The organism is Streptomyces sp. NPDC052043, from assembly GCF_044548235.1.
GTDB lineage: Bacteria > Actinomycetota > Actinomycetes > Streptomycetales > Streptomycetaceae > Streptomyces.
Genome location: NZ_JBIUBT010000014.1, coordinates 151,763 through 164,506, shown reverse-complemented (window position 1 = coordinate 164,506; position 12,744 = coordinate 151,763). Strand labels below are relative to the sequence as shown.

The window sequence follows — 12,744 nt, the reverse complement described above, 5'->3', positions numbered from 1 at the left end:
TGGCTCCGGTTCCAGCGGGCATTCGAAGGACGCGGGGGGTCACGACGCAGAGGGACGGAAGATGGAGATCACGGGCATCATCAGCGCCATCGTCATCGGCTTGATCATCGGTGTCCTGGGACGGCTCGTCGTCCCCGGCCGCCAGCACATAGGCATCCTCTGGACGATCCTCATCGGCATCGTGGCCGCCCTGGTCGGCGCCGCGATCGCCTCCGCGCTCGGCGTCGCGGACACCAAGGGGGTCGACTGGATCGAGTGGCTCATCCAGATCGCCCTCGCCGCGGTGGGTGTCACCGCGCTGGACCGGGCGAAGGCGGGTCACCGGTGACGGCGCGCCCGCGCTCGGCCCGGGAGGCGCCTCAGGGCTCGTACACGTACGGCGTCGTGGTGGTCAGCGCGACGAAACCGAGGCGTTCGAGGATCGGGCGGCTCTGGTCGGAGGCGTCGACCTGGAGGTAGCGGTAGCCTCGGTCGGCGGCGGCACGGGCGCGGTGGGCGACCAGAGCGCGGTAGATGCCCCTGCCCCGCCAGCCCTCGACGGTGCCGCCGCCCCACAGGCCGGCGAACCCCGTGCCGGGCACCAGCTCCATGCGCGCCCCGCTCACCGGCACGCCCCCAGCGAGGGCGACCACGGCGACGAGTGTGTCCGGCTCGGCGGCGAGCCGGGCGAGGACGCCGTGGCGCAGTCGGGAGCCGTCCGTGCCGAACGCCGCCTCGTGCGCGCGGACGAGGAGGTCGACACCCGCCTCGTCGGTGACCGTGCGCAGGTGAACGCCCTCGGGCGGCTCGGCGTCGAGGTGCAGCTCGGCGATGTCGCCGATCATCAGCGTCTCCTCCGGCTCGGGTGCGAAGCCGGCGGCCAGCAGGCGCTGCCCGAGATCCGCCGGGCGGTCGTGCCCGTACACCTTCCACTCGAAGGTGAGGCCGGAGTCACCGTAGCGGGCTGTCTGCTCGGCGATCGCGGCGTCCACGGAGGCCTCGTCCACGTCCGACCAGAGCACCCCGTTCCAGTCCTGCTCCGAGCCGATCTGGCGCACCACGTTCCCGGCACGCTCCACACGCGTACTGGGGCCGTCGGGCCGAGCGCCTACGCGCAGGTCCCGGTCGTACAGGGCGAGTACCTCAGCTTGATCCATACGCCAACTGGACCAAACCGCGGACGTCCACGGCAACAGATTTACGGCGCGGGCCCACCGGTCAGGTGTCCGGTGGGCCCGTGCCGCGGTCCCGGGTCCGCGTCAGCGGAACGCGCCGGGCCGGAAACGCCGGTACAGGACGGCGCCGCCGAGCACCAGGGCCGCGCCCGCGGCCGCCATCGGCACGGACTGGTCCGCACCGGTGTGGGCGAGCGCCACCTGCGCCTGAGGCACCACCGCGGGCTCGGGGCGCGTCACGGGCCTCGGCAACGCCTGCGGCTCGGACCGTACGGGCGCCGGGGGCGCCGGGGCGTCCTGCGGACCGGGCGTGTTGTTCGTGGACGTGTTGCCGGAGGCCGGGTTGCCGATGCCCACCACGTTCACGCTGTTGCCGCTGGCGTTCACCGGGACGTGCACCGGCAGCTGGATGGAGTTGCCGGATCCCACACCAGGGGAATCCTGTGCGTCGGCCTGTGCCGCCGCACCGTGGGCCGCCGGCGTCCGGTCCCTCCCGTCGGACGCGTTGGCGCACCGGTTGCCCGCCGCCGGGTTGAGGAGTCCCACCACGTCCACGGTGTTCCCGCACACGTTGACCGGAATGTCCACCGGCAGCTGGATGGTGTTTCCGGAGAGCACACCGGGCGAGCCTGCCGCGGCGCCCTCCGCCGCGGCGCCGTCCGCCGCGAAGGCGGACACCGGCATGGTCATCACCATCGCGCCGGAGGCGGCGGCCACAGCGATCACACTGTTCCGCGTGACCCGTTTCATAGGTTCCCTGCCTTCCAGACATGGTCGCGGGCGCTCACCCGCACCCCGTAAAACGCTGGTGAAGGATTTGGGGTTATGGCCTGTCGCCCTTTCACCCCATCGGGGGGCCTGTGGTCGAACAGCGCGCGAAGCCGCCGCCTCTCGCCGGCGGGTCCGGATACGGCACGTGCGGCGGCCGGGCCGGGAGGCGGCGCCCGGTATGTCCGCCTAAGGTGGGCGAAGGCCTGTTCCCGGTCCGCTGCGGAGCGTTGCTGGAGGCGCCCATGCCGGCCAAGCTGTCGACGCGGCGCGCGACCCGGCGCCGCGCGTGCGTCGGGGCCGCCACGCTCACCCTCCTCGGCACCGGACTGTCCGCGGGGGCCGACGACGGCGCGCCGGGCGGTCTGGACCGGTTCTACCGCCAGAGGGTGACGTGGTCGGCGTGCGAGGCGGGCGCCCCGGCGGACCTGCAGTGCGGCAAGGTCACCGTTCCCCTCGACTACGCCCACCCCGGCGCCGGCACCCTCGAGCTCGCCCTGGCCCGCTACCGGGCCACCGGCCACTCCCAGGGCTCGGTGCTGCTCAACTTCGGCGGTCCCGGCGTCGCGGGCCTGCCCGGTCTGACCACCGACGGCGGGCGGTTCATGGACCTGACCAACGGCTACGACGTGGTCAGCTTCGACCCGCGGGGCGTCGGCAGGTCCTCCCCGGTCGGCTGCGGCCTGGACACGAACGACCGGGCGGCGCGGATGACCGGCGGGAACGGGAACCTCGGCGACCCGAAGGTCGCCCGCGAGAAGCTCACCGAGTGGCAGCGGACGGCCGCCGAGTGCGCCCGGCGCTCGGGCCCGGTCCTGGCCCACATGGGCACCGTCGACGCGGCCCGGGACCTGGACGTGATCCGCCAGGCGCTCGGCGACGGCCGGCTCGACTACCTGGGCTTCTCCTACGGCACCCGGCTCGGCGCGGTGTACGCGGCGCTGTTCCCCGGCAAGGTCGGCAGGATGGCCCTCGACGGGGTCGACACCCTGACCGAGCCGCTGGCCGAGCAGGGGCTCGTCGCCACCGAGGCGCAGCAGACGGCGCTCGACGACTTCCTCGACTGGTGTGTGCGGGACATCGCCTGCCCGTGGGGCAACGACCGCCGCGCGGCCGGCGACCAGGTGGTCCAGCTCGTCCGCTCGCTCGACGCGAACCCGGTGCCGAACGGGTTCGGCGGCAAGCTGTCCGGCCAGGACCTCGCCAGGGCGATGGGACAGGCGCTCTACAGCAGGCAGTTGTGGCCCTCCCTGGAACGGGCCATCGCCTCCCTGGTGGAGGACGGCGACACCCACCGCATCGAGGCCTTCTCCGCCGGTGGCGGCACCCTGCCGGGACGGCCGAGAGCGCCGCGTCCGGCGGACGGCCATCTGGCCGGCTCCGCCGAGATCCCGCCGGACAACCAGCCCGCCGCGACCATGGCGGTCAACTGCGCCGACGACCCCGACCGGCCCGGCGCCGCGCAGCTCGTCAAGGACCTCGGCCGGCTGAGCACCGCGTACGAGCAGGCATCGCCCGTCTTCGGCCGCGCCCGGCTGAGCGAGCTGCTGATGTGCTACGGCCGCCCCAGGGGCACCGACTTCATCCGGGAGAAGGTGAAGAACGTCGACACGGCGAGCATGCTGCTGGTCGGCACTCGCGGCGACCCCGCGACGCCGTACCGCTGGACGCTGGAGACGGCGCGGCGGCTCGGCCCGTCCGCCGTGGTGCTCGACAACAGGGCCGACGGGCACACCGGGTACCTGTCCTCCCGGTGCGTGCACAAGAAGGTGAACGACTTCCTGCTGTACGGCTCCCTGCCGGCCGACGGCAGTTCCTGCGGCGCGGACCGGGAGCCGGACGCGGGCGGCTGACCGGGGTCAGCCGGTGACGATCTGCGGACGGTACAGGTCCAGCCAGGCGGCCAGGTCCAGGGTCCGCTCCAGGCCGCGTCGCGCCGCCTGGTTGCCGCCGAGGGGGGTGTCGCGGTCCGCGAGGCGGCGCAGCCGCTCCGCGTCCACGAGGTCGAAGACGGGGTGCCCCGGCCGGCCGAGCAGGTCCTTGGCGTGGTCCTGGAGGGCGAGGGCGTACTTGGGGTCCTGGGTGGACGGGTAGGGGCTCTTGACCCTGTCGTAGACGGACCTGGGCAGCAGGTCCGCGGTCGCCTCCCGCAGCAGGCTCTTCTCCCGGCCGTCGAAGGACTTCAGGGCCCAAGGCGCGTTGTAGACGTACTCGACCAGGCGGTGGTCGCAGTAGGGGACGCGCACCTCCAGGCCGACCGCCATGCTCATCCGGTCCTTGCGGTCGAGCAGGGCCCGGACGAACCGGGTCAGGTGGAGATGGCAGATCCGCCGCATCCGGAACTCGAAGTCGCTCTCGCCGTCGAGGCGGTGGACGGCGGCGATGGCGGTGCGGTAGCCGTCGGCGACGTAGGCGCGCAGGTCGAGGGTCCGGGCCAGGTCCGGGCGCAGGACATCGGCGTCGTCGCCGAAGTCGCGCAGGAAGCGCACCAGCCAGGGGAAGGTGTCGGCGCGGCGCGCCTCCTCGTCGAAGAAGTGCTGGTAGCCGCCGAAGACCTCGTCGGCGGACTCGCCGGACAGGGCGACGGTGGAGTGGTCCCGGATGCTGCGGAACAGCAGGTACAGGGAGGAGTCCATGTCGCCGAAGCCCATCGGCAGGTCGCGGGCGCGGACCACCTTCCGGCGGATCTCCGGGTCGGCGAGGGTGTGCGCGTCGAGCACGATGTCCTGGTGGTCGGTGTCGGCGGCGCGCGCCACGTCGTGCACGAACGGCGTGTCGGGGGTGGCGCGCAGGTCGTCGGCGACGAAGTGGTCGCTCTGCCCGACGAAGTCGACGGCGAAGCTGCGCACCTTCTCGCCCTGCTCGGCCAGGCGGCGGGCGGCCAGCGCGGTCATGGCGGAGGAGTCGAGGCCGCCGGAGAGCAGGGTGCAGCGGGGCACGTCGGCGACGAGCTGGCGGCGCACGATGTCGTCCAGCAGGGTGCGGACGGTGGCGACGGTGGTGTCGCGGTCGTCGGGGTGGGGCCGGGTCTCCAGCCGCCAGTAGGTACGGGTGCGCAGGCCGGTGCGGCCGACGGTGACGACGGTTCCGGGCTCGACCTCGCGCATGCCGTCCCAGACGGCGTGGCCCGGGGTCTTGACGAAGGTGAACAGCTCGCGCAGGCCGTCCAGGGTGACCCGGGGGCGGACCATGGGGTGGACGAGGATCGCCTTGGGCTCGGAGCCGAAGAGGACACCGTCGGGGGTGGGCTGGTAGTAGAAGGGCTTGATGCCCATCCGGTCGCGGATCATGACGAGTTCGTCGTGGCGGCCGTCCCAGATCGCGAAGGCGTACATGCCGTTGAGGCGTTCGGCCACGGCGTCGCCCCACTCCAGGTAGCCGCGCAGGACGACCTCGGTGTCGGAGTCGGTGGTGAAGCGGTGGCCGCGCCCGGCCAGTTCGGCGCGCAGCTCGGTGAAGTTGTAGGCCTCGCCGGAGTAGACGAGCGCCACCGTGCCGTCCGGGGTGTCGGCCGTCATCGGCTGGCGGCCGCCGGGCAGGTCGATGATCGCGAGCCTGCGGTGCCCCAGGGCCGCGGGGCCCTCGGCCCAGGTGCCGCGGTCGTCGGGGCCGCGGCAGGCCATCGTCTCGGTCATGGCACTCAGGGTCGCGGCCTCGGCGCGCAGATCGCGGTCGTAGGAGACCCAGCCGGTGATGCCGCACATCCGCTACCTCCTGCCCTCCGGCCCGCCCGAGGGGGCCCTCCCCTGCCCGAGGGCGGGTGAGCGACCGGCACCCGGCGAACCAGTTGCATCAAGCATCTATATGACGAGCCTGTTCCCCCGGGGCGGGCGCGGTCAACGCGTCCGTCACCCGGTTGCCACCGCGGCCCGCTCGATCCGGCCGCACTTTGCTCCCGGAACATCATGGAAAGGGCCTCGTACCAGGGGCGGAGCACCGGGAACCGGCCAAGGGCAAAGACTTCTCCAATGTCCGCACACCGGGTGGCGCGGGCGCGAGTGGCGCGGACCGGACGGCCCGCTCGCCGGGGGGCTCGGGCGGGGCGCGGCACGGCGTGCGACGCCTTCGGCGCCCTAGCAGCGAAAGCCCCCGCGCGCCAGCCGAGTTGCCCCGAATGCCCGACGCGCGAATCGGACCTATCGTGCTGTCATGGAGCACGAGCTGAGTCCCTCGATACTCACCGAGCTGCGGCGCCCCCGCCCCTACCCGGCGGTGTCGGTGCTGACGCCGACGCACCGCCGCGGGCCCGACAACGCACAGGATCCGGTCCGGCTGCGCAACGTCGTGGCCGAGGCCAAGCGGCAGCTGGAGACCAACCCGCAGGTCACCCGGGAGCAGCGCAACGACGTCGTCCGGCAGCTCGACCAGGCCCTCGCCGAGGTCGACCTGACGTACGCCGAGGACGGGCTGGTGATCTTCGCAGCCCCGGGCGAGCACCAGGTGTGGTCGCTGGCCCGCACCGTTCCGGAGCGCGTGGTCCTCTCGGACACCTTCCTGACCCGCAACCTGGTCTCCGCGCGGACCGCCGAGCGCCCCTTCTGGATCCTGTCCGTCTCCGCGGACCGCGTGACGCTGTGGAACGGCGGTGTCGACCGCGTCACCGAGGACCACACCGGCGGCTTCCCGCTGACCAGGAAACTCGTCGAGAACTTCGACGCCGAACGCCGGATGCAGATCGGTGACGCGCCGAGCACCTTCCGGGACCAGAGCACCCGCCAGTTCCTGCGGGAGGCGGACAGCGCGATGAACGCGGTCCTGCGCGAGCATCCGCGCCGGCTGTACATCACGGGCGAGCCGGCCGCGCTGTCGGCGCTGGAGGAGGTCGGCAGCGTCGCCAAGTGCGCGGTGCCCGTCCAGCACGGCGGTCTGGCGCACGCCACGCCCGAGGCCGTCTGGCGGGCGATCGGGCCGTTGCACGACGAGGAGATGCGGGGCGACACCGAGGCGGTGGCCCGCGAACTGGAGGGGGCCCGCGGACGCAAGGAGTACGCGGCCGGCGTCGACGAGGTCTGGCAGACCGCGAAGGAGGGTCGCGTCCGGCTGCTGGCCGTCGAGGAGAACTACCGCGTGACGGTGCGCGACTCCGTCGGCGGCCATCTGGTTCCGGCGGAGAGCGAGGAAGCGGGCGCCCGCGAGGACATCGTGGACGAGATCGTCGAGCAGTGCCTGGAGACGGGCGCCGACGTGCGCTTCGTCCCCGACGGCACCCTGGTCGACGCACAGGGGATCGCCGGGGTGCTGCGCTACTGACGCCGGGCACACGTGCGTGCGCTGCCGCCGGGCACGGCGCACGCTCTGGCCTCTCCTCCGGGGAGGCCGCCGGTGTCCGGCGCCGCGGGTTGCCGGGGCGGATCCGGCGTCTCAGGTCTCAGACCGCGCCGAAGAGGGTGCTCAGGCCGTGGTCGACGGCCGCGGTGAGGTCCTCCTGGCCGGCCGCGACCACGGCGTAGCTGCGCAGCAGGAAGCGGCGCAGCGCCGGGGTGTCGAACTGGAGCAGGGCCAGGCCTACGGGCGAGTGCAACTCCACGACCGTACGGGACCCTCCGCACGACCACAGATGCACGTCCCCGTCCCCCGCGCGGCCCTCGAGTCCCTCCTCCAGCAGGGCGCGGGCGAAGGTCCACGAGACCGCCTCGCCGTCGAGGGAGGCCTCGGGCGGGAAGTCCACGTGCACCGCCAGCGGGTCTGCGGAGACATAGCGCAGGGTGGCGGGCACGGGGAGTTCCTGCCCGTCCGCCGTGATCAGACGGGCGCGGGCGGTCTGCTCGAGGGTGGTGTCCATGATCGGTCTCCCCTGCGGGTCGTAAGGTCGGCCGGTTGTGCCGTTGTACTTAGGAGTCCGAGGGGGCCGTTCGCATTACGCGTGAGCACCCACCAATCCATGTGACCTGCGTCACTCCTCCGGCGGGAACGAACACATGCCCGTCGAACACTCGCTTGGATGTCCGGGCGTCACCTCCGACCGACCGTCACCTCACGTACGTCGCCTACGTCCCGGCCACCCTGGCGACTACACCGAAAATGCCGGTCGAACACCCGGAATGGACTGTGGCATATGCCGGATGCAACCTCGCATCGCATCTTGCCAAATGCCTTACGGGGCGCCGCGGGCTGTGCAACAGTCGTAGCGCTTCCTCCCCCCGCCCAGGGTCTGTCGTACCGTCCCCGCATCGGAGTGCGCCATGCCGCCTCACGTCTCCGCGGACCGCTCACCCGCCCAGCCACCAGGGCGCGGCCCGGTCGACGCGCTGATCCGGCAGGCGCGTCGGCTCAGGGGCGAGGTGGACGCCGTACGGCGGGACGCGCGGGGCGACACCTCGGATCCGCGGGGCCGGTGGGAACGTGTGCTGTGCGACCTGGCGCTGCACCAGCTCAACGACCTGGACGGGCACTTGGCACAGTTGCGGGACGGCCCGCCGCCGGTGCCCGCGGCGCCGGCGGACGAGCCCCGCGCGGCGGCCGCTGCGCCGCACGGCGCGCTGCTCGGCCGTGTCGGCAGCGCCGAGTGGAACCTGCTGACGGACGAGGCCGCCTGGTCGGGCGAGCTGTTCCGGATCCTCGGCCGCGACCCCGCCGTCCCCCCGCTCACCCTGGACGAACTGCCCTCCGTGGTGCTGGACGAGGACCGGCCCCGGCTGACCGCCATGGTCACCGACTGCCTGGTCGACGCCAAGCCCATCGACGGGGAGTTCCGCATCGTGCGGCCCGACGGAGCCGTCCGCGCGGTGCACATGATGGGCGAGCCGGTGCTCGACGCCGACGGCGGCACCGCCTCGATGTGGGCGGTGCTGCGGGACGTCAGCGAACTGCGGCTCAGCCAGTCGGCGGTGCGCGAGACCCGTGACTCGCTGCACCGCCACCGGCGTCGCGCGCAGACCGAGCACCGGCTCGCCGTCGAGCCGCAGGAAGCCGTGCTCCCCCCGTGGCACGGCTCCCTGCGGCTCCCACGCCGGGGCCGCCCGAGGCTCGACCTGGCCGCCCATCGCCTGCCGTCGTCCACCGGCGCGCCGATCGGGGGCGACTGGTACGACGTGCTGGAGCTGGCCGATGGCGACACCCTGCTCGGCGTCGGCGGACTCACCGGCCGCCGGCCGGACGTGGCGCCGGGCATGGCGATGCTGCTGGGCGCCCTGCGCGGCATGGCGATGGCGGGGGCCAGGCCCGGGCAGCTGATGACCTGGCTCAACCAGTTGCTGGAGGCCACCGCGCAGCCGGCCCTGGGCAGCGCCGTCTGCTGCCGCTACCGGCCCGGCACCCGCACCCTGACCTGGGCAAGGGCAGGACACCCCGCCCCGCTGCTGTTCCGCGGCGGGACGGGGCGGATGCTGGACGCCCCGGACGGCGTCCTGCTCGGCGCCACCTCGGGTTCCTCCTACGGGCAGGCCGAGGAGACCCTGAAGCCGGGCGACCTGCTCCTGCTGCACACCGAAGGACTGGCACCGCGGCAGGAGTCCCCCCGCTCGCGCGCGGTCGAGCGGGGCGGCGGGACGGCCACCGCACACCGCCTGCTCGGCCTCGCCCCGCGGTTCACCGCGGCGCGCTGCGCGCAGGAGTGCGTACGGACGGTCGTGGAGGAGTTCGGCGGATCCGGGCGCGACGACGACGCCTGCGTGCTGGTCGCCCGAGTGACGACGTAGCCCGCCTCGTCGTGGCCCGCGTGCACAACCGGGACCCTACGCCGGTGCGCTGCCGGTGCTCCTGCCCTTCGGCTTGGGCAGGGCCAGCCGGATCTCCTCCCTCAGCTCGCCGACCTTCGGATAGGTGGCGTACTCGGCGGTGAGCCGGTACATCTCGCGCAGCCGGTCCCAGGTGCGGCGGGAGGAGTTCGATCCCATCGACATCAGGGCCAGCCGTGCGTACCGGTCCGCCTGTTCGGGGTCGTCCGCGATGAAGCAGGCGGACGCCATGGACAGATGGTCGAAGATCTTCGACCGCTCACGTCCGTCCACCCGCAGGGCCAGGGCCTTCTCCGCGTAGTGCTGGGCGTGCACGGCCGCGTCCGGGTCGTGTTCCGCCAGGGTGCGATAGGCGAGGGCCTGCATGCCGTACAGGTCCTCGTCCTTGAAGGTCTGCATCCAGTCGAGCGGCTCCGCGTCGCCGGCGTCGGAGACGAAGAGGTCCTCCGCCTGTCCGAGGGTGCGGCGCATGGCCTGGCCCTTGCCCATCGAGGCCTGCGCCCAGGCCTCGATGGTGTGGAACATCGCCTTGGTGCGCGGCTGGAGGCGGTCACCGGCTCCGGACTGGGCGAGCTTCATCAGGTCCAGCGCGTCGTCGGGCCGGCCCAGGTGCACCATCTGGCGTGCCGCACGGGACAGCGCCTCCCCGGCACGCGGCCGGTCGCCGCCCTCCCTGGCGGCGTGGGCGGCGATGACGAAGTACTTCTGGGCGGTGGGTTCCAGGCCGACGTCGTGGGACATCCAGCCGGCGAGGACGGCGAGGTTGGCGGCGACGCCCCACAGGCGCCGCTGGAGGTGGGGTGGATGGTGGTAGGCGAGCATGCCGCCCACCTCGTTGAGCTGGCCGACCACCGCCTTGCGTTGCAGCCCGCCGCCGCGGGCCGCGTCCCAGGCCCGGAACACCTCCACCGAGCTTTCGAGTTCCTCGATCTCCTGCGACCCGATGGGGGCGGCGTCGTAGCGGTCGAACCCAGCGGGGTCGGCGTGCAGGGGATGGTCGAGGGCGGAAGTGCCGGCGTTGTGTGCCGGATCGGATTGCAGCCAGTCGTACATGGCGCTGCTGAGTGCGGAGCCCGCGGCGAGCGCGGCGCCCGCGCCCACCAAGCCGCGTCGGTTGAGCATGAGGTCCATTCCCGTGAATTCGGTGAGGACCGCAGCGGTACGCTCGGGCGCCCACGGCACACCGTCGGGATGTTCCGCACTCCCGTCGCCCTGCCGATTCCCTGTACGCCCGTGCCGCACCAGACCGAGATCCTCGATGGTCACGACACGGCCGAGACGCTCGGTGAACAGGGCCGCCAGCACCCGCGGCACCGGATCGCGCGGGATCTCTCCCATGTCGATCCAGCGCCGCACCCGAGAGGTGTCGGTCGCCAGCTGGGGGTGGCCCATGGCCGCCGCCTGCCGGTTGACCAGCCTCGCGAGTTCCCCTTTGGACCAGCCGGCCAGGCCGAACAGGTCCGCGAGACGGGTGTTGGGTTGTCCTGTCACGTCAAGCCCCCAGGTACTCGGCTGAGTTGACAGTAGACCCGCCGCGACATGCCGGGCGACTATTCGCCAGGGTTCGCCAGGGTGCGCCACATGGTGTGCCAGTGCGCACCGGGTGTCAGGTAGGAACGCGCCACCCCGACCCGGTCGCCGAGGGACATTCCCCAGGGTGCACCCGGGCGTCCGGGCCGGGAGGGCGCTGGAAGCAGCAGGCACACGAAGGGATCGGTCCCGCCACATGTACGCAGCATCGTCCTCCGTGTCCGCCCCGCCCCGGTCGCTGCGTGCCCGTCCGGGCACCGACGGCCCCTACCTCGACCCCGTGCGGCCGGCGGCGTCCGTGCTCGGTGCGGTCCGGACGCGGCACGCCGTGGGGCCCGGCACACAACCGCTCAGCGGGAGACTCGACCTGTCCGGCCCGCAGGGCGCGCAACTGCGCACGGCAATTGCCTCGGTGCACCGGATCTGCCCGGAGTTCTCTCCGGTGCAGGTGCTGCGCCGCAGCGGGCGGTCCGTGCTCCTGGTCGGCACGATCGGGCGCAGCACGGCCGTGGCCAAGTGTTTACTCGACCACTCCCCCGCATGGGCGGAGCGCTACCGGCACGAAATAGCCGCATACCGCTCGTTCGTCAGGCACCGGCCGCCGGTCCGGGTGCCCCGGCTGATCGCGGCGGACCCGGACAACTGCACGCTGGTCATCGAGCGGACGCCGGGACGGGTGGCCGCCCTGCAACGGCACCCGGCCGAGGCCCCGCCCCCGGCGGACATCGGGGCGGCCCTGGGCGCGCTCTGCCGGCTGAACGCCTGGCGGCCGCCGGCGGGCACGTTCAACGCCCCGCTGGACTACGCGGCCCGTATCTCCCGGTACCACGAGCTGGGTCTGCTCACCGACCGGGACCTGGGCGACCTCCAGAAGCTGCTGCACGGCATCGCGCACGCCGCGGGCCGGCAGGGCATGGGCCAGTTCTGCCACGGCGACGCGCTGCTCGCCAACGTCCTGCTCTCACCGGCCGGTCCCGTCCTGGTGGACTGGGAGCACGCGGGCTGGTACCTGCCCGGCTACGACCTGGCCACGCTGTGGTCGGTCCTCGGGGACGCGCCGGTGGCACGGCGGCAGATCAGCCAGATCGCCCAGTCGGCGGGCCCCGCCGCGCGGGACGCGTTCCTGGTGAACCTGATGCTCGTGCTCACCCGTGAGATCCGCACGTACGAGACGGCCGTGCAGCGCTCCATGCACGATGCGGCACCGTCCGCTCCGGGCCCGGCCCACCCGGGCGCCGTGCCGTCCGGCGAGGAACAGCGGCTGCTGCTGCGACGGCTCCACGACGACTGCCAACTGGCCCGCCGGGCCGTACGCGCAGCCGTCGGCACCCGCTGACACGGGGACAACGGGCCGCGGCGCACCCACCGACGGGGGTGCACCGCGGCCCTTTGCCGTGCCCCGGCACCTTCGCCCTTCGCCTCTTCTTTCGGTGCGGTGGCCGCGGGGGCCATTGGTGTAAGCCACTGACGCCGCGCAGGCCTGGGGGGCGCCGTGCCGAAACTCGCCGAGATGCCGCTTGACATGGGAAATCACAGCGTGGTGCGCATGATTGACGGATCGTCGGACAGCCGGTACCACTGATCCACGCCGGCCGCGCACGCCCCACCACGCCCGA

Annotated in this window: 10 protein-coding genes; 5 read left to right on the top strand and 5 right to left on the bottom strand. The window is 73.0% G+C overall.

Features of this window, described 5'->3' with window-relative positions:
• The first annotated feature begins 61 nt into the window (after positions 1-61).
• Positions 62-328, top strand: coding sequence for a GlsB/YeaQ/YmgE family stress response membrane protein (locus ACIHCX_RS30475; RefSeq protein ID WP_400035100.1), 267 nt, complete (start codon positions 62-64; stop codon positions 326-328).
• A 31-nt stretch (positions 329-359) separates the two neighbouring features.
• On the opposite strand, the gene ACIHCX_RS30470 is transcribed toward ACIHCX_RS30475, so the two are convergent.
• Together ACIHCX_RS30470 and ACIHCX_RS30465 are read right to left on the bottom strand one after the other, a co-directional pair.
• The gene (locus ACIHCX_RS30470) at positions 360-1,136 is read right to left on the bottom strand and encodes a GNAT family N-acetyltransferase (protein WP_400035098.1); all 777 of its coding nucleotides are present in this window, start codon (positions 1,134-1,136) and stop codon (positions 360-362) included.
• Positions 1,137-1,238: 102 nt separating this feature from the next.
• Positions 1,239-1,904 carry a chaplin gene (locus tag ACIHCX_RS30465; protein WP_400035096.1) on the bottom strand — a complete coding sequence of 222 codons (666 nt, stop codon included), beginning with the start codon at positions 1,902-1,904 and terminating at the stop codon, positions 1,239-1,241.
• 263 nt (positions 1,905-2,167) lie between these two features.
• Here ACIHCX_RS30465 and ACIHCX_RS30460 point away from each other — a divergent pair, with 263 nt between their 5' ends.
• Positions 2,168-3,775: an alpha/beta hydrolase gene (locus ACIHCX_RS30460; protein WP_400035094.1), complete on the top strand. Its 1,608-nt coding sequence runs from the start codon at positions 2,168-2,170 to the stop codon at positions 3,773-3,775.
• Between the two features lie 6 nt (positions 3,776-3,781).
• Here ACIHCX_RS30460 and asnB read toward each other — a convergent pair whose 3' ends face one another.
• Entirely contained in the window at positions 3,782-5,626 is a 1,845-nt protein-coding gene (asnB, locus tag ACIHCX_RS30455) for an asparagine synthase (glutamine-hydrolyzing) (protein WP_400035092.1), read from the bottom strand.
• Between the two features lie 445 nt (positions 5,627-6,071).
• Here asnB and ACIHCX_RS30450 point away from each other — a divergent pair, with 445 nt between their 5' ends.
• Positions 6,072-7,172 carry a chemotaxis protein gene (locus tag ACIHCX_RS30450; RefSeq protein WP_400035090.1) on the top strand — a complete coding sequence of 367 codons (1,101 nt, stop codon included), beginning with the start codon at positions 6,072-6,074 and terminating at the stop codon, positions 7,170-7,172.
• 118 nt (positions 7,173-7,290) lie between these two features.
• Here ACIHCX_RS30450 and ACIHCX_RS30445 read toward each other — a convergent pair whose 3' ends face one another.
• Positions 7,291-7,704: an SsgA family sporulation/cell division regulator gene (locus ACIHCX_RS30445; RefSeq protein ID WP_400035088.1), complete on the bottom strand. Its 414-nt coding sequence runs from the start codon at positions 7,702-7,704 to the stop codon at positions 7,291-7,293.
• A gap of 400 nt (positions 7,705-8,104) precedes the next feature.
• Between ACIHCX_RS30445 and ACIHCX_RS30440 the strand changes: the two genes are divergently transcribed.
• The gene (locus tag ACIHCX_RS30440; RefSeq protein ID WP_400035086.1) at positions 8,105-9,559 is read left to right on the top strand and encodes a PP2C family protein-serine/threonine phosphatase; all 1,455 of its coding nucleotides are present in this window, start codon (positions 8,105-8,107) and stop codon (positions 9,557-9,559) included.
• Between the two features lie 36 nt (positions 9,560-9,595).
• Here the strand turns inward: ACIHCX_RS30440 and ACIHCX_RS30435 are convergent, their stop codons facing one another.
• A complete protein-coding gene (locus ACIHCX_RS30435; RefSeq protein ID WP_400035084.1) occupies positions 9,596-11,089 on the bottom strand; it encodes a hypothetical protein in 1,494 nt (497 codons plus the stop codon).
• 235 nt (positions 11,090-11,324) lie between these two features.
• Here ACIHCX_RS30435 and ACIHCX_RS30430 point away from each other — a divergent pair, with 235 nt between their 5' ends.
• The gene (locus ACIHCX_RS30430) at positions 11,325-12,464 is read left to right on the top strand and encodes an aminoglycoside phosphotransferase family protein (RefSeq protein ID WP_400035082.1); all 1,140 of its coding nucleotides are present in this window, start codon (positions 11,325-11,327) and stop codon (positions 12,462-12,464) included.
• The last annotated feature ends 280 nt before the right edge of the window (positions 12,465-12,744 follow it).

Coding starts and splice junctions, on each gene's coding strand:
- ACIHCX_RS30430 (WP_400035082.1), top strand. CDS start 11,325: ATGTACGCAGCATCGTCCTCCGTGTCCGCCCCGCCCCGGTCGCTGCGT.
- asnB (WP_400035092.1), bottom strand. CDS start 5,626: ATGTGCGGCATCACCGGCTGGGTCTCCTACGACCGCGATCTGCGCGCC.
- ACIHCX_RS30445 (WP_400035088.1), bottom strand. CDS start 7,704: ATGGACACCACCCTCGAGCAGACCGCCCGCGCCCGTCTGATCACGGCG.
- ACIHCX_RS30465 (WP_400035096.1), bottom strand. CDS start 1,904: ATGAAACGGGTCACGCGGAACAGTGTGATCGCTGTGGCCGCCGCCTCC.
- ACIHCX_RS30460 (WP_400035094.1), top strand. CDS start 2,168: ATGCCGGCCAAGCTGTCGACGCGGCGCGCGACCCGGCGCCGCGCGTGC.
- ACIHCX_RS30470 (WP_400035098.1), bottom strand. CDS start 1,136: ATGGATCAAGCTGAGGTACTCGCCCTGTACGACCGGGACCTGCGCGTA.
- ACIHCX_RS30475 (WP_400035100.1), top strand. CDS start 62: ATGGAGATCACGGGCATCATCAGCGCCATCGTCATCGGCTTGATCATC.
- ACIHCX_RS30440 (WP_400035086.1), top strand. CDS start 8,105: ATGCCGCCTCACGTCTCCGCGGACCGCTCACCCGCCCAGCCACCAGGG.
- ACIHCX_RS30450 (WP_400035090.1), top strand. CDS start 6,072: ATGGAGCACGAGCTGAGTCCCTCGATACTCACCGAGCTGCGGCGCCCC.